20 protein-coding genes are annotated in these 19505 nt (G+C 68.6%); 11 read left to right on the top strand and 9 right to left on the bottom strand.

Going from position 1 to position 19505, the window contains the following annotated elements:
• Positions 1–41: 41 nt before the first annotated feature.
• The gene (gene ggh, locus PV766_RS13975; protein ID WP_064062310.1) at positions 42–1379 is read right to left on the bottom strand and encodes a glucosylglycerate hydrolase; all 1338 of its coding nucleotides are present in this window, start codon (positions 1377–1379) and stop codon (positions 42–44) included.
• 209 nt (positions 1380–1588) lie between these two features.
• Here ggh and PV766_RS13980 point away from each other — a divergent pair, with 209 nt between their 5' ends.
• Both PV766_RS13980 and PV766_RS13985 read left to right on the top strand, forming a co-directional pair.
• Complete coding sequence (locus PV766_RS13980; protein ID WP_115311515.1) at positions 1589–2503, top strand: spermidine synthase; 915 nt, start codon at positions 1589–1591, stop codon at positions 2501–2503.
• Entirely contained in the window at positions 2500–3528 is a 1029-nt protein-coding gene (locus tag PV766_RS13985) for a pirin family protein (protein ID WP_421097244.1), read from the top strand. The genes PV766_RS13980 and PV766_RS13985 overlap by 4 nt, the downstream gene beginning before the upstream one ends.
• Before the next feature lie 47 nt (positions 3529–3575).
• On the opposite strand, the gene PV766_RS13990 is transcribed toward PV766_RS13985, so the two are convergent.
• A complete protein-coding gene (locus PV766_RS13990) occupies positions 3576–3866 on the bottom strand; it encodes a putative quinol monooxygenase (RefSeq protein ID WP_421097245.1) in 291 nt (96 codons plus the stop codon).
• 85 nt (positions 3867–3951) lie between these two features.
• On the opposite strand from PV766_RS13990, the gene PV766_RS13995 reads away from it, so the two are divergent.
• Entirely contained in the window at positions 3952–4572 is a 621-nt protein-coding gene (locus PV766_RS13995; protein ID WP_064062306.1) for a class I SAM-dependent methyltransferase, read from the top strand.
• A gap of 3 nt (positions 4573–4575) precedes the next feature.
• Here PV766_RS13995 and PV766_RS14000 read toward each other — a convergent pair whose 3' ends face one another.
• Complete coding sequence (locus PV766_RS14000; protein WP_129975108.1) at positions 4576–6018, bottom strand: flavin-containing monooxygenase; 1443 nt, start codon at positions 6016–6018, stop codon at positions 4576–4578.
• Between the two features lie 3 nt (positions 6019–6021).
• The gene (locus PV766_RS14005; protein ID WP_064062304.1) at positions 6022–7032 is read right to left on the bottom strand and encodes a PHP domain-containing protein; all 1011 of its coding nucleotides are present in this window, start codon (positions 7030–7032) and stop codon (positions 6022–6024) included.
• A gap of 40 nt (positions 7033–7072) precedes the next feature.
• On the opposite strand from PV766_RS14005, the gene PV766_RS14010 reads away from it, so the two are divergent.
• Together PV766_RS14010 and PV766_RS14015 are read left to right on the top strand one after the other, a co-directional pair.
• A complete protein-coding gene (locus tag PV766_RS14010) occupies positions 7073–7777 on the top strand; it encodes a SanA/YdcF family protein (protein WP_129975106.1) in 705 nt (234 codons plus the stop codon).
• A 10-nt stretch (positions 7778–7787) separates the two neighbouring features.
• Complete coding sequence (locus PV766_RS14015; RefSeq protein ID WP_064062302.1) at positions 7788–8459, top strand: SDR family oxidoreductase; 672 nt, start codon at positions 7788–7790, stop codon at positions 8457–8459.
• Between the two features lie 5 nt (positions 8460–8464).
• Here PV766_RS14015 and PV766_RS14020 read toward each other — a convergent pair whose 3' ends face one another.
• Positions 8465–9508, bottom strand: a complete 1044-nt coding sequence (locus tag PV766_RS14020; protein WP_255161910.1) for a DUF6777 domain-containing protein — start codon at positions 9506–9508, stop codon at positions 8465–8467.
• A gap of 270 nt (positions 9509–9778) precedes the next feature.
• Positions 9779–10162, bottom strand: a complete 384-nt coding sequence (locus tag PV766_RS14025; protein ID WP_421097246.1) for a nuclear transport factor 2 family protein — start codon at positions 10160–10162, stop codon at positions 9779–9781.
• 147 nt (positions 10163–10309) lie between these two features.
• Between PV766_RS14025 and PV766_RS14030 the strand changes: the two genes are divergently transcribed.
• From PV766_RS14030 to PV766_RS14040, 3 genes are all read left to right on the top strand, one after another.
• Positions 10310–11137 (top strand): alpha/beta hydrolase, encoded by an 828-nt coding sequence (locus PV766_RS14030; RefSeq protein WP_371053437.1) that lies wholly within the window; start codon positions 10310–10312, stop codon positions 11135–11137.
• 71 nt (positions 11138–11208) lie between these two features.
• Positions 11209–11811, top strand: coding sequence for a hypothetical protein (locus tag PV766_RS14035; protein WP_064063982.1), 603 nt, complete (start codon positions 11209–11211; stop codon positions 11809–11811).
• Positions 11812–11872: 61 nt separating this feature from the next.
• On the top strand, positions 11873–12532 hold the full coding sequence (locus PV766_RS14040) for an IF2 family translation initiation factor (protein ID WP_129975102.1): 660 nt from the start codon (positions 11873–11875) through the stop codon (positions 12530–12532).
• Positions 12533–12601: 69 nt separating this feature from the next.
• On the opposite strand, the gene leuS is transcribed toward PV766_RS14040, so the two are convergent.
• Positions 12602–15469, bottom strand: a complete 2868-nt coding sequence (gene leuS / locus PV766_RS14045) for a leucine--tRNA ligase (RefSeq protein WP_064063980.1) — start codon at positions 15467–15469, stop codon at positions 12602–12604.
• A 96-nt stretch (positions 15470–15565) separates the two neighbouring features.
• Here leuS and PV766_RS14050 point away from each other — a divergent pair, with 96 nt between their 5' ends.
• Positions 15566–15970, top strand: a complete 405-nt coding sequence (locus PV766_RS14050; RefSeq protein WP_421097247.1) for an SdpI family protein — start codon at positions 15566–15568, stop codon at positions 15968–15970.
• Between the two features lie 9 nt (positions 15971–15979).
• Here the strand turns inward: PV766_RS14050 and PV766_RS14055 are convergent, their stop codons facing one another.
• Positions 15980–16633, bottom strand: coding sequence for a hemerythrin domain-containing protein (locus PV766_RS14055; RefSeq protein ID WP_129975096.1), 654 nt, complete (start codon positions 16631–16633; stop codon positions 15980–15982).
• Positions 16634–16732: 99 nt separating this feature from the next.
• On the opposite strand from PV766_RS14055, the gene PV766_RS14060 reads away from it, so the two are divergent.
• Entirely contained in the window at positions 16733–17887 is a 1155-nt protein-coding gene (locus PV766_RS14060; protein ID WP_255161918.1) for a helix-turn-helix transcriptional regulator, read from the top strand.
• Between the two features lie 9 nt (positions 17888–17896).
• Positions 17897–18853 carry a DUF1648 domain-containing protein gene (locus PV766_RS14065; RefSeq protein WP_371053433.1) on the top strand — a complete coding sequence of 319 codons (957 nt, stop codon included), beginning with the start codon at positions 17897–17899 and terminating at the stop codon, positions 18851–18853.
• A 6-nt stretch (positions 18854–18859) separates the two neighbouring features.
• Here PV766_RS14065 and PV766_RS14070 read toward each other — a convergent pair whose 3' ends face one another.
• Positions 18860–19477 carry a YqgE/AlgH family protein gene (locus PV766_RS14070; RefSeq protein WP_051017507.1) on the bottom strand — a complete coding sequence of 206 codons (618 nt, stop codon included), beginning with the start codon at positions 19475–19477 and terminating at the stop codon, positions 18860–18862.
• Between the last annotated feature and the right edge of the window lie 28 nt (positions 19478–19505).

A 19505-nucleotide genomic window follows, 5' to 3' on the forward strand; every position in this document is an offset into this window, starting at 1 on the left:
TGGTCGCGGTTGCCGAAACCACGCACGGGCCGCGGAGCGGCCTAACCCAGCCAGTCCAATACCGCTGCGGCGGTCCACGACTGCTGCATACTGCCGAGCGGGTCGCCGGTGAACGGTTCGTAGTACTCGGCGAAGGTGCCGTCGCTCGCCTGCCGGAGTCCTTCCGCGCGAAGCACGTTCGCGCGTTCGGCCCAACCTCGACGAGCAAAGGCCCACGAGAACAGCCAGGTCATCACGGGCCACACCGGTCCGCGCCAGTACTCGCGCGGCCGGAAGTCGCCCGAGACGGGGGAGGTGGACGGCGGTACCGCGTAGCGCAGATCCGGATGCCCGCAGAACTTCGGTCCTTCGAAGGTGCGCAACAGTGCCCGTTCGGCCTGCCGGTCGAGCCCACCGCACAGCAGCGGGGCGAACATCGCGAGAGTGTCGGTGGCGACCCACTTCCCGCTGCGCAGATCGAAGTCCTTCGCCGCTCCCGTCCGGGAGTCGGTCGTGGCGATCACCCCCTTCCGGAATCGGTCCGACCATGAATACAACTCGCGCACATCGGCGTTGGGACGGGCGTGCTCTTCGCCGATGGTCGCGAGCACCTCACACGACAACGAGAACACCGCACTGACGAAGACGTCCTCCACCGCGAAGCTCATGGCCTTCGCGAGCACGCCGTCTTCGTAGCGCGCCGTCTTCATCTCCTCGAGCAACCACAGATAACGCGTGTATTCACGATCGCTGGGTCGCTGGGTGGCGTCGGCGACGTGCTCGAGATCCTCACGGTGGAAGGGTGGTACCGGACCTGCGACGACGTTGGCGTACGCCGCATCCCAGCGTGGCGAGTTGTCCATGCCCGACTCCCATCCGTGGTACAGCGCGATCCGGCCGTTGCCGTCGAGATCGCGCGCGTGGGCGAGCCAGCGGTGCCAGCGCACCAGATCCGCCCACCGGCGGTCCAGGAACTCCTCGGCGACAGCACGCGTCGAGCGACCGTGCCGCCTCGAATGTTCGAGGATGCGCTGCACGGCGACGGCGTGCACGGGAGGCTGGGTGATGCCCGAGGTCTGCACCTGACCCGGTGCGTGCGCGGCCAGCTCGGAGACCGCCCAGCGCGACGGGCCGGGGAAGTAGCCGTCGACGCCGTTGGCGAAGACGATGTGCGGGATCATCCCGTTCTTCCACTGCGCCGACAGCAAGGTGTCGAGTTCGACCACTGCTCGTTCGACACTCAGCGGCGCGAGGCCCACGGCGACGAACGCCGCATCCCAGCTCCACATGTGTGGATAGAGCTTGGGAGCGGCACTCGTCATGGTGCCCAGGTCGTTGCCACGCAGCAAGTACGCCGCGCGGGCGGCGAGCTGCGTGGATGTGAATCCTCGGTCCGGCATGGCCCCATTCTCGGTCGTGCGGACGGATTCGCACGACGAGGGCCGTAGCTGTAACAGCGTCGACACATTCGGCGCGACCCGCGGTCGGTGGCTCGCCTGCGGTGATCTCGCCCTCACGCCCGTCATCAGCGTCGTTGCGACCTCGATGATGCACAAGGAGGAGCTCCACCTCTGCTCGGACACCGGGCGGGTGGTACTAGGCTCGTCCTATGAGCAGGCAACGAGGTGGCCGCGCCGCATCGTCGCCGCGCAAGGAGAAGACGGGTGCCCCGGGCGGCCCGGTCGAGGGGTTGTACGACATCGACACGGGCACGTGCGAGCTCGTCAAGGACCGCTATCTCGCCGACGGATGGGTGCTCGAGATCAACGGGGTGCCCAGCTCGCACATCGACCTGAGCGACCCCGCGCTGCTCGAGTTCGAGTACATGCGGTGGATCGCGATGCTCGTCGAGAGCAGGTTCGACCGCGACTCGAGACTGCGCGTGCTGCATCTGGGCGGAGGCGCGTGCACGATGGCGCGCTACTTCGCCGCGGTCCACCCCGACGCGCGGCAGGTCGTCGTCGAGATAGACGGCCGCCTCGCCGAACTCGTCCGCCACTGGTTCGACCTGCCGCGCGCACCGCTGCTGCGCATCCGGGTGGGGGAGGCCCGCCAGGTACTCACCTCGCTCTCCGATGCGAGCCGTGATGTGATCGTGCGCGATGTCTTCGCCTACAACCGCACTCCCGTCGCGCTCACGACCGTCCAGTTCACGCAGCACGCCCGGCGGGTGCTCGCACCCGGCGGTGTCTACGTCGTCAACTGCGGCGACTTCCGCGATCTGGCCGTCGCGAAACGTGAGGCCGCGACGATCGGCGAGGTCTTCGAGCACACGGTGATCATCGCCGACCCCGCGATGCTCAAGGGACGTCGCTACGGCAACGTCGTCATCGCCGGCAGCGACCTGCCGCTCGGCGAGTCCCCGGCCCTTGCCCGCGACCTGCTCGGCGGGGCCGTACCCGCACAGATACGCCTGGGTGACCAGGTGGTGAAGTTCGCCGCCGGGTCGCGGGTACTCGACGACAGTGAGGCCACCACACCCCCCGGAACAAAGAGCACGGGTACAGAGTTGCACCGGTCATGACCTCAGCAGCCTCCACTCCGGTACTCCAGGTGTTCCGGTTGGGTTCGCCCTGGCAGACGCTCGATCCGTTCCTGTTCGCCGTGCACCACCTCGACGCCTATCCGGCGGGCAACGACGATCTCGGACCCGACGCATCGCTCGACGGCCGCCCGCTCGGCCAGGACTTCGGCAATCCGGCGGGCTGGAGCATGTACCACGGCACCACCGTCCCCGGCTTCCCCGGACATCCGCACCGCGGCTTCGAGACGGTGACCTTCGTCCGCTCGGGTTTCGTCGACCACTCCGATTCGGTGGGTGCGGCGGCGCGTTTCGGTGAGGGCGACACGCAGTGGCTCACCGCCGGCAACGGCATCGTGCACAGCGAGATGTTCCCTCTGCTGAACAAGGATTCGGGAAACCCGCTCGAGTTGTTCCAGATCTGGTTGAACCTGCCGGCCGAATCGAAGACCGCCGACCCGCACTTCTCGATGCTGTGGAACGAGGACACTCCCACGGTGACGGTCGCAGACGAGGACGGACGCACGGTCTCCGTCCGGGTCCTGGCCGGTGAACTCGACGGCTCCACTCCGCCTCCGCCCCCGCCGAATTCGTGGGCGTCCCGACCCGACACCGACGTGGCGATCTGGAACATCGACCTGTCGTCCGGCGCGTGCCGGGAGCTGCCGGCCGCACGCGGCGACCGGACGCAGCGGGTCCTGTACGTGTACAGCGGCTCCCCGGTGCGGATCGGCGACCGGACGATCGAGTCCGGACACGGGATCGTTGTCGACGCGTCGGTGCCGGTACACCTCACCGGCGGCGACGAGGGCACGCAGATCCTGATGCTGCAGGGCCGACCGATCGGCGAACCCGTCGTCTCGTACGGCCCGTTCGTGCTCGACGACGAGGCCGGCATCCGCCAGGCGTTCGAGGACTACCGTCGCACCGGATTCGGTGGATGGCCCTGGGACAGCGACGGTCCCGTGCACGACCGCGACGCCGGGCGGTTCGCCCGGTATCCCGACGAGAAGCTCGAGCAACGCTGACCGCGTGCGCAGATCCTGTCGATCTCCCGCAGGATCTGCGACGAGAACTACTCGTTCGACGGTTGCACATCCGGGACGCGGTATTCGGCCACCGCCATCGACCGGATCCAGCGGGCCTGATCGTCGCCGGGCCCGCTGCCGCGGAAGGTGTCGAGGTGTGCCTGCGACTTCCACCGTTCGTAGATGCAGACGCGGTCGGGTTCGAGCAGGTCCGCGGTGACGGCGAAGTCGAGGCAGCCCGGTGCTCTGCGCGCGGCCTCGACGACGGCCTCACAGGTCGCCAGGTAGGACTCGCGCCGCTCGGCGTCGACGGTGAGATGTCCTGCGACGATGATCATGGATCCCTCCCGCGGTAACCGATTCGTCGTCGGTAGGACCTGTGAACGGGGTCGAACTCATCGCGGCCCGTCGTACCATGCCGGAGTGACCCAGCCCGGATACGACGCTCTCGCGGATCTGTACGTCGAACTGTTCCCCGATCCTTACCTGACGCCGCTCGAACGCCACACGGTCGCCGCCTTCGCCGAGATGGTGCGGCACAGCCCGGTGCAGGGCGTCGTGCTGGACGTGGGGTGCGGACCCGGATACGTGGCCGCGGACCTCGCCGAACGCGGACTCGACGTGGTCGGCCTCGATCCCAGCACGGAGATGCTGCGCATCGCGCGGGGTGCTCATCCCGCCCTGCGATTCGTCCGGGACGATGCACGACTCGGATCCGGCGAGCTGCGCGGAGTGGTTCCGAGCGCGATCATCGCGCGGTACAGCCTCATCCACGTTGCGCCGTCCGAGATCCTCGGGATCCTCGACGGGTGGGCGGAAAGGATCCCGTCCGGGGGCGTGGTGCTCATCGCGGGCCAGACCACCGACACCCCCGGCGAGGTGGTCGAGTTCGATCACGCGGTGGCGCCGGCATGGCGGTGGCACCCGGATCGTCTCGCCGCGGCATTGTCCGATGCCGGTTTCGACGAGGTGTGGCGGACGGTCGGCCGTCCCGACGCCGGCCATCGCTTCCCCGACGTCCATCTGGCGGCGCGCCGGCGCTGACGGTCAGGGTGTGAACACCATCGACTCGTCGATGCGCCCGAACCGCATGGTGGGCAGGTCGAGCAGATAGTTCTGGCGCATGAGCCACGGACTGCGCGAACCTTGCTTGGGGAGAGCACCTTCCGCCCGGTGGATGTAGCCCGAGTCGAGACCGAGAAGCGGACGGGTGCGTCCGTCGCCCGAATATCTCGGAACCGCCGAGCGGTAGCCGTTGCGGCGCATGTGCCGCAGCACCCGACACACGTAGAGGGACGCGAGATCGGCACGCAATGTCCACGACGCATTGGTGTAGCCCAGGCACATCGCGGCATTGGGAACGCCGTCGAGCATCATGCCCCGGTAGATGAACCGGGTGGAGAGGTCGATCTTCTCGCCGTCGACGACGAATTCGATTCCCCCGGCCGGCACCAACCGCAGACCGGTTGCGGGAATCAGGATCTCGGCCTCGAGTTCTCGTCCGGACTCCAGCCGCACACTCTTCTCGGTGACGGTGTCGATCCGGTCGGTGACGATCTCGGCCTTCCCGGCGCGCAGGGTGCGGAACAGGTCGGAATCGGGGACCACGCACAGCCGCTGATCCCACGGGTCGTAGCGCGGCGAGAAGTGCGGATCGACCGGGACGCGGCCACGCAGACGACGCGCGACGAGCGTGCGCAGCACGCGCTTCGCCGCCGAGGGAAATCTCTGGCAGAACTGGTAGAAGCCGAGATTGAGCACCACGTTCTTCGCCCGCACCGCACGGTGGGCCACCGGATCCGGCAGGGCACGCCGTATCCGCGCGGCGATCGGGTCGCGCGCAGGCAGCGACATCACGTAGGTGGGGGAGCGCTGCAGCATCGTCACGTGCTCGGCCTTCTCCGCGAGAGCGGGCACGAGCGTCACAGCCGTGGCGCCGCTGCCGATCACCACGACCTTCCTGCCCTCGTAGTCGAGATCGTCGGGCCAGAACTGCGGGTGCACGATGGTTCCGGCGAAATCCTGCAGACCGGGGATGTCGGGGAGATGACCGGACTCGTAGCTGTAGTAGCCGCTGCAGATGTAGAGGAAGGTACAGGAGATCTCGACGGTACCGCTCCCGGTCGTGGCGCGGACCGTCCAGCGGGCGTCCTCCGAGGACCAGGATGCGTCGATAACCTTGTGGCCGAACCGGATCCGTTTGTCGATGCCGAACTCGGCGGCGGTGTCGCGGATGTACTGCAGGATGTCGGGACCGTCGGCGATGGACTTCTCGCCCCGCCACGGGCGGAACGGGAAACCGAGCGTGTACATGTCGCTGTCCGACCGGATTCCGGGGTACCGGAACAGATCCCACGTACCGCCGATCGCCTCTCGACTCTCGAGGATCGCGTACTCGAGATCCGGGCAGCGTGTCTGCAGCCGGTAACCGGCACCGATGCCGGACAGTCCGGCTCCGACGATCAGTACGTCGATGTGTTCCACGTGCATCCCCTACCTGTCGGTCCACGCCAGCAGGTCGTCGACCCCCCAGGTGTTGATCACCTGTTCGGGTTCGACACCCCGCTCGGCGGCACGTTCGCAACCGTACCCGAGCCAGTCGAGCTGCCCGGGTGCGTGCGCGTCGGTGTCGATGGAGAACAGGCACCCGATCTCGAGTGCCAGATCGACGAGACGCGAGGGCGGGTCGCGTCGTTCGGGCCGGCAGTTGATCTCGACGGCGGTGTCGTGGTCGCGACATGCGGCGAAGACCTTCTCGGCGTCGAACTTCGATTCGGGCCGGCTCCCACGGCCACCGGCGACGAGCCTCCCCGTACAGTGCCCGAGGACGTCGACGTGGGGGTTCGCTGCCGCACGCAGCATGCGTTTCGTCATCACCGACCGGTCGGCCCGCAGGTTCGAGTGCACGCTCGCGACGACGACATCGAGTTCGGCGAGCAGCGCCTCGTCCTGATCGAGCGAACCGTCGTCGAGGATGTCGACCTCGATCCCGGTGAGAATCCTTGCACCGCCGTTCTTCTCATTGATCTGCGCGACGATGCCGAGCTGCTGACGCAATCGCTCCGCGGTCAGGCCGTTCGCCACCTTCAGCCGAGGGGAGTGGTCGGTGAGGGCGAAGTACTCGTGCCCGATCATCGTCGACGCGACACGGTGCATCTCGTCGATCGGGCTGCCACCGTCGGACCAGTTCGAATGGGTGTGCAGATCGCCGCGCAGCGACCCGAGCAGGTCGCGGGCGCCGCACCCGATCGGCTCGGCCTCCTCACGCAACTGCGCGAGATAGGCGGGCACTCCGTCGAACGACTCGCGAACGATCGTCGCGGTCTTCTTCCCGACGCCCGGCAGGTCGGTCCACGAGTCGGTCTTCCGCAAGACCTCGCGCTTGTGTTCGCTCACGTCGGCGAGCACCTCGGCCGCACGGCGGTAGGCCTGCACGCGATAGGTGTCGGCACGGTCGCGTTCGAGCCGGAAAGCGACTTCACGGAGGGCGTCGACGGGGTCCACCCCTCCATTGTGGCCGTGGGGCGTCCGTAATCTGGGACGCATGCTCGAATCCGTCAGGTCGTCGTCTCCTCTCGGTGCGGTCTCCGCACTGGCCGTCGGTGCGGTGTCCGCGCTGACACTCGTCTCCGCGCGTGTGGCGGCCGAGGCGAAGGACCTCGTATACGAGGTGGACGATGCGCCGGCGGCGCCGGTGGTGATCGTGCCGGGTGCGCGGGTGCACCGAGGACGTCCCATGCGGGTGCTCCGCAGCCGCCTCGACGTCGCGGTCTCGCTGATGGAGCGGGGACGGGTGCAGGCCGTGCTCGTCTCGGGTGATGCGGCGGGAAACTCGGGCGACGAGATCGAGGCGATGATCTCGTATCTCGTCGAGCAGGGCGTGAACCGCGAGCGGATCGTCGCCGATCCGTACGGTCTCGACACCTACGACACCGCCCGGCGTGCCGTCGCCACCTACGGAGTGCGACAGGCACTGATCACGACCCAGTCGTTCCACCTGCCGCGCGCGGTGGCGTTGTGCAGGCGGGTGGGGATCGACATCGCCGGGGTTCGCGCTGCGAACGACGTGCGGCCGCGCACGCGGATCAGGAATCTGGCGCGCGAGTACGTGCTGTCGCGGCCCAAGGCATTTCTCGAGCTCCGGTTTCCCCGCGACCCGGCGGTGTCGACGCCGCCGGACGACCGGCTGGCCGAGATCCTGTCCGGTCTCGAGCACGGTGTGGTGGCCACCCCGCCGTCGGATTCCTAGGCTCGTGTCCATGCGCCCCACAGCTCTCGTCACCGGAGGGGGTCGCGGTCTCGGCGCCGCGATCGCCCACGAACTCGCACCCACCCACGATCTGCTCCTCGGCGGCCGACGTCGCGAGTCGCTCGATGCGATCCTCGAGGAACTCCCCGACGCCACGCCGTGGCCGGTGGATCTGCTCGATCACGACGCCGTCGCCGCGGCCGTGGCGGACATCGACCGGCTCGACGTGCTCGTCCACAACGCCGGTGTCGCCGAGCTCGGCACCGTCGCCGACACCGAACCACGGCAGTGGCGCGAGACGTTCGAGGCGAACGTGGTCGCCGTCGTCGCACTGACCCAGCTGCTGCTGCCGGCCCTGCGGGCCGCGAGCGGGCACGTGGTGCTCATCAATTCGGGGGCCGGTCTGCGCGCCCGTCCCGGCTGGGGTGCCTATGCCGCGAGCAAGTTCGCGCTGCGCGCGTTCGGCGATGTGCTCCGTGAGGAGGAGCCCGCTCTGCGGGTCACCTCGATCCACCCGGGCCGGATCGACACCGACATGCAGCGCGCGATCGTCGCGTCGGAGGGTCGCGAGTACGACCCGTCGCAGTTCCTCACCCCCGGATCGGTCGCCCGCGCGGTGCGGCAGGTGGTCGAAGCGCCCGTGGATGCGCATCCCACCGAGATCGTTCTGCGCCCGCGCTGATCCGGTCAGAACGGTAGCGGGATCACCACCGGAGGGCCTCCCGGAATCTGGATCTGGATCTGTGGTGGGGGCGGTGGTGCAGGTGCGGGGGGTGCCGGCGCCGGAGGAGGTGCCGGGGCCGGAGGCGGCGGCGGTTCGGGTGCGGGCGGCGGTGGCGGCGGTGGTTCCGGAGCCGGTGGCGGCGGTGGCGGTGGCGGGGCGACTTCCGGCACGGGGTCGCGCCGCGGCTGGGGAACGTCGGGAACGGGTGCCTGCAACGCCTCGGTCTGTGGCAGCGATTCCTCCGAAGTTTCCGGGGCCGGCGACGTGGTCTTCGGCAGAGCGTCACCGACCGGCACCGGGACCATCGCACCCGTCGTGATGTCGACGACCCTCAGTTCTCGCACGGGCGCCGCGGCGGGTTGGACGACGAACAACCGCTCGGCGTTCAGCCCGGGCCACTTCGGGCCTTCGAGTTCGTCGTTCCCGGTGAGCACCGGCGCGGACAGCGGGTTGCCGCGCACACATCGCACGCGGGGGACGCCGAGTTCGTCGACGAGCACGATCGTGCCGCGCTCGAGCAGCGACTGCACGGGGCGCGCGGCACCGTCGCGGTATTCGTACATGGTGACCCGGGTGTCGGCGCGCAACAGGACCGCGGTGAGGGTGTCGGTGTAGCCGCGGACATCGGCGACGTCCAGGACACCGCGCCACGCTTCGGCCTTGGCCGGATCCTCCTCGAGGTGAACGATGAGCGCTTCGCGGTCGCACAGGGGCCGGTCGAGACTTCCCCCGTAGAGCGCGGTGCGATCACCCGGGACCGCCGGCGTTCCGGAGACAGCGGTGACGGGGTCGCCGCCGGCCTCGACCGCCTCCGGGGGAGGGGGCGGCACCGCGACCGGCACCTGCGGCGGCACGAGCCGCGGCGTCCACGGATCGTCCTGCGCGGTGGCGACCTGCAGGTGTACCGGCGTCGACGTATCGACCGAACCGCCCGACGAGCAGGCACCCGCCACCAGTGCCGTCAGTGCGAGTGCCAGCCCGAGTCCACGAATCGTGTCGCTGGTCACGCCGCCATGCTAGGTCGATGATCGTCGGCAAAAGGGCTGTTCGGCGGTTCTCGTCGGTATCGCGATGCCGGAGACGACGTGTACGAGCAGCTCGTTCACCTCGTCCCGGCGCTCCATCTGCACGAAATGCCGTGACCCTTCGAGCAGGTGCACCCCTCGTGGATCGGGACCGAGGTCGGGGAATCCGGGGCACATCGGCGACCGCGGTTTCTTCGCCGCGCTCGTCGATGTTCCACGTGAAACCGTCGACTTCGACGATGCGGCTTCCCGTCAGGAAGCGGGGACGCTCTGCATGTCCTCCTGGCTCCAGAACGCCCTCATGCTCGTGATCTTCGCGTCGTCGTCGAAGGTCATCACGTCGACGACCTCCATCACGAGATCCTGCTCACCCAGGTGTGTGACCAGGCGGAACACGAAGGCCGCGTTGTTCTCCGCGATCTTGAGGGTGATCACTCCAGCGGTCTGCGTGAGCGGTTCGACCACTTTGTAGAACTCGCGGATCTCGGCCTCGGTGGTGCGAACGGGCGTGCCGACCGGATCCTCGACCGTGGCGCCCGCCGCATACAAGGCGAGCACGTCGTCCACGGTGCCCGTGGCGACAGCCTTGACGTAGTTCTCGACGGTGGTACGGATCGCGTCCCTGCTCGCTGCCATGAGGTCCCCTTCGCTGGGTCGAATCCGGAACACGTTTCAATTCGACGATAGTGACGCGGATCTGCGGATGCACTCGCGATTCCCACTCGGAGGACCCCGCGCCGGAGGACGATGACATCGCCATCAACCGGAACGATCGGAGACCCGATGATCGACGCTGTCGCCTTCACCCTCGACGGACACGCCGGCGCTCTCGCAGCGCGGAACTGGGTCGGCGAGACCCCGCGCTACGTGGCACTGGTGTGCCACGGCTACGGCGAGCACTGCGGACGCTACGAATACGTGGCCACGCGCCTCGTCGCCGACGGAGCCGCCGTCTACGCGATGGACCACGTCGGTCACGGCCTCAGCGACGGCGAACGCGTACTGATCGACGACTTCGAGAAGGTGGTCGACGACTTCCGGCTGCTCGATCTCACGGCGCGACGCGAACATCCCGACGTGCCGGTCGTGCTCATCGGGCACTCGATGGGCGGCATGATCGCCGCCCGATACGCCCAGAGATACGGCTCGGAGCTGGCGGCCGTCGTCCTGTCCGGTCCGGTGCTCGGCAGCTGGGCGGCCGTCGACGCACTGCTCGCGGCAGAGGAGATCCCGGACACCCCCATCGATCCGTCGACCCTCTCCCGCGACCCCGAGGTGGGCCGCGCGTACGTGGCCGACCCACTCGTCTGGCACGGGCCGTTCAAGCGCACCACCGTGCAGGCGCTGAAGAGCTGTCTCGACACCATCGCCGCCGGTGGCGCCGTCGACGACGTGCCCGTGCTGTGGCTGCACGGCGAGGACGACCGGCTCGTTCCCCTGGACGGCAGCGCGACCGGATGGTCGTCGTTCGCAGGCCGCGGGTCGTCGTCGAAGACCTATCCCGAGGCGCGGCACGAGATCTTCAACGAGACCAACCGCGACGAGGTCCTGGGCGATGTCGTCAACTTCGTCGGCACACACATCCACCCTCTCGAGTCTCTCGAGGATTGAAGCCCGGCGCGGCGGGCTACCCCTTCTCACGGGGCCGTCCCCTTCGTGTCCCGTACGGAAGGAGATGATCCATGGCCGAAGACAACGCATCCGACAGGGCTCGCCCCGGTGCATCCGACAAGGCACGCCTCGGGTTGAAGCAGACCGTGGTCGGCAAGGCGAAGGAGGTCGCCGGAGCCCTGACCGGCAACGATTCCCTCACCACCGAAGGCCGTCTCGAGCAGGAGCAGGCGCGGCAGACCAGGAAGGCCGACACCCTCTCCCACATGGCGGAGGCCGAGAGCGACGAGGCCGTGGAACAACTCGACGCCGTGCGCCGAGCCGGACAGCAGGAACGCGAAGCCGTGCAGCACCGGACCGAGGTGGCGCAGTCGCAGGCCGAGCGGGAGGCACAGATCCGCAAGCAGGCCGCCGAACTCGAACACCAGGAGAATGTGGTCCGGGAGCAGTCCGACGCCGCCCGCGAGGCCACGGCTGCGGAAGCGCAGGCACGTCGCGAGGAGAACGCCCAGGCCATGGATGCCGCTGCGGAGGTCTCGGCGGCACAGGACGACCACCGCGCTGCCTCCCACGACGCCGAACGTGCCCGTCTCCAGGCCGAACAGGAACGGCGCAAGGCCGAAGCCCTCGATCACGCCCTGACCGAGCAGGACACCGACGAGCGGGATCGCTGACGAACCCACCACCGACATTCCCTACCGGAGCTGTACCCCCATCGAAGTTGGAGATGCGCCCATGAACCTCACCACCCTGCCCAAGAGTGTTCTGCGATTGCAGTACAAGATCGCCCGTTTCCCGTTGGGATTGATCGAGCAGCAGTTGCGGTTCCTGCCCACCGACGCCCCGCCACGGCTGATGTACGAGCGGGGACTGGGCATGCTGGACGGCATCGTCGGCAGCGTGCTCGACGATCGGGAGATCGCCACGCGCGGGGCGCTCGCCACCGAACGCGCCGACGCGGTGAAGCGCGCGGAGAAACTCGACGCGCAGGCCGCTGCCGAGAAGCGCGCGGCAGACGCCGAACTCCGTCGAACGCGTGAACGTGCCGCTGCCGAGCAGGAAGCCGCGCGACGCGACCGCGAGAACGAAGTCCGGCAGGCCCGGGAGCGTGCGCAGGAACGCGCGAAGCAGGTGGAGAAGGAGGCCGAGCAGAAGAAGGCCGCCGAGACCGCGAAGGCCGACCAGGAGGCCGCCGCGAAGCGCCAGGCCGCCGAGACCGCGAAGAAGAAGGACGAGGAGCGGATCCGCAAGGCCGAGCAGGAGGCCGCCGAGCCCGCCAAGGTCTCCCTCAAGGAGGCCGTCGCCAAGCAGCTCGAGGCGAAGGAAGCGGAGGAGCGCGCACACGATGCGGGCGAGGTCGCCGAGTTCGAGAAGATCGAGCACAAGCACCCCTGATCCCGGCTGTGAATCGACGAGACCCCGGTGCTCCCTGTGCACCGGGGTCTCGTCCGTCGGAAGAATTTGCTACTTCACGACATTGACCATCTTGCCGGGAACCACGATCACCTTGCGCGGTGCGGCACCGCCGAGCAGTTCGGTGATCTTCTCATCGGCGAGCGCGGCCGCCTCGATCGCATCCGGAGCGGCATCGGCCGGGACGGTGATGCGGCTGCGCACCTTGCCGTTGACCTGGATCGGGTACTCGACGCTGTCCTCGACGAGCCACTTCTCGTCGGCGACCGGGAACGGGCCGTGCGCGAGCGATTCCGTGTGTCCGAGTCGCGACCACAACTCCTCGGCGAGGTGCGGGGCGACCGGCGCGAGCATCAGCACGAGCGGTTCGACGGCACCGCGCGGAGCACCCGAGGGGTACTGCTTGGTCAGGTGGTTCGTGTATTCGATCAGCTTGGCGATCGCCGTGTTGTCGCGCAGGTGGGCGTAATCGTCGGACACACCTGCCACCGCTTTGTTGAGCGCCCGCAGAGTGTCGTCGCCCGGGGTCTCGTCGGTGACGCGCAGGTCGCCGCTCTCCTCGTCGACGACCAGACGCCACGCACGCTGCAGGAACCGCTGCGCACCGACGACGTCCTTGGTCGCCCACGGGCGCGACTGGTCGAGCGGACCCATCGACATCTCGTAGACGCGCAGGGTGTCGGCACCGTAGTCGTCGCAGATCCGGTCGGGACCGACCGAGTTCTTGAGCGACTTGCCCATCTTCCCGTACTCGCGGGCGACTTCCTGCTCACCGTCCGGGCCCGTCCAGTAGAACGTGCCGTCGCGTTCGACGACCTCGTCGGCCGGCACGTACACACCGCGCGAGTCGGTGTAGGCGTAGGCCTGGATGTAGCCCTGGTTGAACAGGCGCCGGTAGGGCTCCGAGGAGGTGACGTAGCCGAGGTCGAAGAGCACCTTGTGCCAGAACCGCGCGTACAGCAGGTGCAGCACCGCGTGCTCGACGCCGCCGACGTACAGGTCGACACCGCCCGGATCGTTCGGGCCGTGCACGTCCGGCCGGGGGCCTGTCCAGTAGGCCTCGTTCTCCTTGTCGCAGAAGGCATCCGAGTTGGTGGGGTCGATGTAACGCAGTTGGTACCACGAACTGCCGGCCCACTGCGGCATGACGTTCGTGTCGCGCGTGTAGCGCTGCAGGCCGTCGCCGAGGTCGAGTTCGACGTTCACCCAGTCGGTGGCCTTCGCGAGCGGCGGGGACGGCTCGGAGTCGGCGTCGTCCGGATCGAAGGAGACCGGCGCGTAGTCCTCCACCTCGGGAAGTTCCACCGGCAGAGCGGATTCGGGCAGCGGGTGCGCACGTCCCTGCTCGTCGTAGACGATCGGGAACGGCTCGCCCCAGTACCGCTGCCGCGCGAACAGCCAGTCGCGCAGCTTGTACTGGATGGTGCCGCGACCGGCGCCGTCCGCCTCGAGCTTCGCGACGATCGTCTTCTTCGCCTCGGCGACGTCGAGACCGTCGAGCAGGCCGGAGTTCACCAGCACACCGTCGCCGGTGTAGGCCTCGGCGGTGACGTCGCCCCCGGAGATGACCTCGCGGATCGGCAGACCGAAAGCGGTCGCGAACTCCCAGTCGCGCTGGTCGTGGGCGGGCACGGCCATGATCGCGCCGGTGCCGTAGCCGGTGAGGACGTAGTCGGCGATGAAGATCGGCAGCTTCTCGCCGTTGACCGGGTTCACGGCGTAGGCGCCGAGGAAGACACCGGTCTTCTCCTTCGACTCCTGACGCTCGAGGTCGGACTTCGCGGCGATCGACGCGCGGTAGGCCGCGACGGCGGCGACGGGATCGGCCGCACCGCCGGTCCACCGCTCGTCCACGCCCTCGGGCCACGACGTACCGGCGATCCGGTCGACGAGCTCGTGCTCGGGAGCGAGGGTCACGTAACTGGCCCCGAACAGGGTGTCGGGCCGGGTGGTGAACACCTCGATCGCCGAATCGTGGTCGGCGACAGCGAACTTCACCTGAGCGCCGTGCGAGCGCCCGATCCAGTTGCGCTGCATCGACTTGACCTTCTCGGGCCAGTCGAGGTGCTCGAGATCGTCGATGAGGCGGTCGGAGTAGGCGGTGATCCGCATCATCCACTGCCGCAGGTTCTTCCGGAAGACGGGGAAGTTGCCGCGCTCGGAGCGGCCGTCGGCGGTGACCTCCTCGTTGGCGAGCACCGTGCCCAGACCCGGGCACCAGTTGACGAGCGAATCCGAGCGGTACACCAGACGGTAGGAGTCGATCACGGCGGCGCGCTCGTCCTCCGACAGCGACGCCCAGTCACGGCCGTCGCCGAGGCTGCGGGTGCCGTCCGCGAACTCGGCTTCGAGTTCGGAGATGCGGCGGGCGCGGCCGGCCTCGCGGTCGTACCAGGCGTTGTAGATCGTCAGGAAGATCCACTGCGTCCAGCGGTAGAAGTCGACGTCGGTCGTCGCGACCGAGCGGCGGTCGTCGTGCCCGAGCCCGAGGCGGCCGAGCTGACGCTTCATGTTCGTGATGTTGGCCTCGGTGGTCGTGCGCGGATGCGTGCCCGTCTGCACGGCGTACTGCTCGGCCGGCAGACCGAAGGCGTCGTAGCCGAGGGTGTGCAGCACGTTGCGGCCCTGCATGCGGTGGAACCGGGCGTACACGTCGGTGGCGATGTAGCCGAGCGGATGGCCCACATGCAGACCCGAACCCGACGGATACGGGAACATGTCCTGCACGAACAGCTTGTCGGCGGGCACGTCGCCGGCGAGATCGCCCACCGGATTGGGGGCGTGGAAGGTGCCGCGCTCGCGCCACAGCTCCTGCCAGCGCTGCTCGATCCGCCCCGCGAGTTCGGCGGTGTACCGATGCTGCGGCGTGCTGCCGGGTTCGGGCTGGGAGGTCTGTTCGGGACGGGTCACGGGGATCACTATCTACTCGGCCGGACGTGTGAGGGCTCCCACCAGGGTAGAACGTGCCCCCACCCGCGCAGACCGGTGGCACCGCCCGACGCGTATCCTGGTCGGGTGCTCATCGTCGCTGTCCTGCTCTTCGTGCTCGCTCTCGTCGTCGGCGCGGTGGGTGTCGCGGCACTGACCGGCAAACTGCCGCGCAACCGCTGGGCCGGTGTGCGCACCCCGGAGTCGCTGCGCGACGACGCCGCGTTCGCGCTGGCCAACAAGGTCGCCGCACCCAGCATGCTGGGTTCTGCGGTGCTGCTCGCCGTGGGTGCAGTCGCGTCGCTGACCCTGCCCACCGTTGCCGGGATCATCGCGGTGGTCGTCACCGTGGTGGCCGCCCTGATCACCGCCGGTGCCGGTGGATCCGTCGCAGCGCGGGTCGCCGCAGCGACGAAGCCGGAGGAGACGGCCGGCTGCGGTACCTCGTGCGGCGCGTGCAGCCTGCGCGGGGCGTGCGAGCCGACCGCCTGACCGGGCTGTTCACTCCCAGCGGCGTGCCCGCGCGTAACGCGGGGTCCACCAGAACCGGTTGAGCACCCGCACCGGTACCGGGAGGCTCTTCAGCACGACGGACACGCGGTCCTTCGGTGCCCCCTCGAAGATGTACGGCAGCAGTTCGGAGACCTCGTCCTTGTCCAGCTGCTCGAACGCACGCATCGAGAGGTCGTGCCATTCCTCCTTGGTGAAGGACCGTTCGATCAAGGGGAAGGCGTCACGCTCCTCGTGCGCGAGGTGAGCACCCAGCGACGTCACGAGACCGTCGAGCAGACCGCCGAGCCGCTCGGTCGCCGTCTCCCGGTCGTCGAGCGCGTTCTCGATCTCCGCCAGCGCCGGATCGATCACGGAATGTTCGGCCTCCATCGCATCGAGCACCTCCATCGCCCCCGCATCGTCGGCGAGCCGCGGCCGCATGAACGGCCAGACGTAGACGTCTTCGATGGAATGGTGCGTGTGCAGTTCGGTGCTGAAGCCGTGCCAGCCGAGGAGCAGCGCATCGTGCGTGCCGGGGTCCGCGGTCCGCCACTTCTGTGCGAAGTCGGCGAGACGTTCGGTGTCCCGGCGTAGAGCGGCGTGGATCAGATGCACGACCTCCAGGTCCTCGGCGGACAACGGGGTGGCGTGAGCGGTGGTCATGACGGGCACCTCGACTTTCGGATGAATCTCCCCGTGCTACGAGCCTCGCCACCTCGCGAGGTGTTCTCAATCCCACATTCGAGGGGGATACTTCGAGGCATGCGCTCTGCGCAGCGGTTGAGAGCAGGCATCCATGACGCAGCGTCCGCAGCTGCGGACGGGGCGCAGTTCCGCGAGTTCGTGATGGATGTGCTCGGCGCTTTCGTTCCGTACGACGGTGGTTGTGTCGCGCCCGTGGACCCGGCCGTCGGGGTTCCCACCGGCTTCACCACCCGCGGCCTCGACGACCCCGCCGAGGTACTCCGGTTGTCGATCGAGTTCGAGTACGGTCCGGACCTCGATCCGGACAGTCTCTACGCGCTCATGCAGCACCGGTCCGGAGTACGGCGGATCGGAGAACCCTCCGGCCGCGGACCGGGATACGACAACAGGCGTTATCTCGAACTCGTGTCGCATCTGGGCATGGGACACGAAGTGCAACTGGTCTTCCGGGACGGAGACCGTAGATGCTGGGGTGTCGGTGATCTGCTCCGCGGGCCGGGCCGAGGTTTCTCCGACGCCGAACTCGCGATGCTCGACGACGTTCTCGACGACATCGCGAACGGATTCCGCACCACGTTGATCCGGCACGCATCCGCACGAACACGGAGCACGGACGCCGAGAGCACCGCCTGCGGATGCTCGGGCCCGGCCGTGGTGGTGATCGGGGCGGACGGCGAATTCGATTCCGTCACTGCCGCAGCGACGATCTTCTTCGAACGCCTCGGCTGGGAGAGTCCCGCTCGGGGGCGCCCCGGCCCGGCGCACGTGATCGCCCGCCAGGTCCGCAGAACACGACCCGTGCCCGCGGATGTGCGTGTTCGCACCCTCGACGGCGAATGGCTCGTACTGCGCGCCGCGATCTTCGACGAGACCGGCCGCGTCGTCATGACCTTCGAGCGGGCACGTCTACCCGAGATCGTCGCCCTGGTCACCGCCGCCCACGGCCTCACGCCACGCGAATCGGAAGTACTCGTCGAAGTTCTCGCCGGACGGTCGCGCAACGAGATCGCGAGCCGGTTGTTCATCAGCCCGTACACGGTGCAGGACCATCTGAAGAACATCTTCACCAAGACCGGCGTGAACAGCCGTCGCACCCTCGTCTCGCGACTCGCGTGTACCGAATACATGCCCCGGTTCGGTGGGGACCTGCGCCCCGACGGATGGTTCGACGAGAACGGAACGAAGACGGCAGCGGTGGAGGCCCACCCCTAGGCTGACCCCATGACGACGACGCGTCGGATCGACCCTGTGGGGGTGCTGCTCGGACTGGCCGTTCCGGTGCTGTGCGCCGTGGCCGTGCTCGTATTCACCCGCTCGTGGCTCCCACGATTGCCCGGTGAGATCGCGACGCACTGGTCGGGCACGACCCCCGACTCGTTCGGCTCGCCCATGACCTCGGCGTGGACCGCCGCCCTGCTGATCGTGCTCGTCGGGGGTGGCTGCTGTGCGATCGCCGCGCTCGCGCAGGCGCAGCTGCTCATGCGCCGCTACATGCTCGCGATCGGTCTCGGCGTGACCGGCACGATCACCACGCTGTTCCTCGCCGGTCTCACGGGACAGCTCGACACGACCGACGCCACGCGGGCACCGCTGGAAGGGTGGCCCGCGGTATTCGGAATGTGGGCGGGTATCGCGGTGGGCTGGTTCGGCGGTCGGCACCTGCGCGACGGCCGGGAACGGAAGGTGGCGACCACCGCTCCGGATCCGGCACTGCCGCGCGGCCGGGCCGACCTGCCGATCGTCGAACAGGTGGGTACCGGTGCGGGCACGACGGCGGCACTGTCGCTGCTCGTCCTGATCCCGGCGTTCATCGTGTGTGCCGCTGTGCAGAGCTGGTGGCCCCTGGGCCTGATCGCTCCCGTCGTTCTGCTCGTCCTGGGTCTGCTGCGCTACACCGTGGTGGTCGACGCGGACGGGATCCGGGTGTCGAACCTGGCGACCGACGCGCTCGGCTACGACCTCGACGAGATCGTCGGCGCGAAGGTCACCGAGACCCGGCCCTTCCAGGACTGGGGTGGCTGGGGACTACGCGCCAAGGGTGGCAAGCGGTACGGCCTGGTCACCCGCACCGGACCCGCCGTCGTGGTGACCACGGCCTCGGGATACGAGTTGACCGTGACCGCAGCGAGGGCCGAGGAGATGGCCGGCGCGCTCAACACCTTCGCCGACGCCCGCTGACGGAGCTCAGTTGCGCTCGACCTCGATGGGGTGGGTCGCGAGCAGAGCCATCGGCAGCGGCTGGCGCCGCAACACCCTCGCCCACAGGTCGAGATGCGCGGGCGCGAGCACGTCGCCGGGCAGTGCCGAGACCACCATCCAGTCGTCGTTGCGCAGTTCGCCGTCGAGCTGACCGGCACTCCATCCCGCATAGCCCGCGAAGATCCGCACGCCCTCGACGTAGTGGGCGATGTGCCCGGGATCGGCGTCGAGGTCGATCATCGCGACGCGGCCGTCGACGTGGCGGATACCCGGCACGTCGGTGATGTCGGCCCCCACCCGCAAGGTGCCGAGGCACAGTGCGGAACTGCGGTGGACGGGACCACCGACGAACAGGGACTTCGGTTCGGTGGCGAGCCACGACCACTGCGGCAGCATGGCGTCGACCGAGGTGTCGCTGATGCGGTTCAGGACGACGCCGAAGCTGCCCGCATCGGTGTGCTCGATGATGTAGACGACGGTGCGGCGGAAGGTCGGCTCGGTGAGGTCGGTGGCGGAGACCAGCAGGCTGCCCGCCCGCACCCTGGGTGTCGAGGGTGCGGTGCGATCCTCGGGTTCGTCCTGATGTTGCGCCACGTCAGCCATTCTGTCACCGCCGTCACCGGCGCGTGGG

The organism is Rhodococcus sp. As11 (genome assembly GCF_048957735.1).
Classification (GTDB): Bacteria; Actinomycetota; Actinomycetes; order Mycobacteriales; family Mycobacteriaceae; genus Rhodococcus; species Rhodococcus gordoniae.

Excerpts from the sequence above, each read along its gene's own strand:
- PV766_RS14010 (WP_129975106.1), top strand. The coding sequence starts at position 7,073 with ATGCTCGAATCCGTCAGGTCGTCGTCTCCTCTCGGTGCGGTCTCCGCA.
- PV766_RS14035 (WP_064063982.1), top strand. The coding sequence starts at position 11,209 with ATGGCCGAAGACAACGCATCCGACAGGGCTCGCCCCGGTGCATCCGAC.
- PV766_RS13985 (WP_421097244.1), top strand. The coding sequence starts at position 2,500 with ATGACCTCAGCAGCCTCCACTCCGGTACTCCAGGTGTTCCGGTTGGGT.
- PV766_RS14025 (WP_421097246.1), bottom strand. The coding sequence starts at position 10,162 with ATGGCAGCGAGCAGGGACGCGATCCGTACCACCGTCGAGAACTACGTC.
- PV766_RS13980 (WP_115311515.1), top strand. The coding sequence starts at position 1,589 with ATGAGCAGGCAACGAGGTGGCCGCGCCGCATCGTCGCCGCGCAAGGAG.
- PV766_RS14015 (WP_064062302.1), top strand. The coding sequence starts at position 7,788 with ATGCGCCCCACAGCTCTCGTCACCGGAGGGGGTCGCGGTCTCGGCGCC.
- PV766_RS14055 (WP_129975096.1), bottom strand. The coding sequence starts at position 16,633 with ATGACCACCGCTCACGCCACCCCGTTGTCCGCCGAGGACCTGGAGGTC.
- PV766_RS14065 (WP_371053433.1), top strand. The coding sequence starts at position 17,897 with ATGACGACGACGCGTCGGATCGACCCTGTGGGGGTGCTGCTCGGACTG.
- PV766_RS14030 (WP_371053437.1), top strand. The coding sequence starts at position 10,310 with ATGATCGACGCTGTCGCCTTCACCCTCGACGGACACGCCGGCGCTCTC.
- ggh (WP_064062310.1), bottom strand. The coding sequence starts at position 1,379 with ATGCCGGACCGAGGATTCACATCCACGCAGCTCGCCGCCCGCGCGGCG.
- PV766_RS14040 (WP_129975102.1), top strand. The coding sequence starts at position 11,873 with ATGAACCTCACCACCCTGCCCAAGAGTGTTCTGCGATTGCAGTACAAG.
- PV766_RS13990 (WP_421097245.1), bottom strand. The coding sequence starts at position 3,866 with ATGATCATCGTCGCAGGACATCTCACCGTCGACGCCGAGCGGCGCGAG.
- PV766_RS14060 (WP_255161918.1), top strand. The coding sequence starts at position 16,733 with ATGCGCTCTGCGCAGCGGTTGAGAGCAGGCATCCATGACGCAGCGTCC.
- PV766_RS14070 (WP_051017507.1), bottom strand. The coding sequence starts at position 19,477 with ATGGCTGACGTGGCGCAACATCAGGACGAACCCGAGGATCGCACCGCA.
- PV766_RS14000 (WP_129975108.1), bottom strand. The coding sequence starts at position 6,018 with ATGCACGTGGAACACATCGACGTACTGATCGTCGGAGCCGGACTGTCC.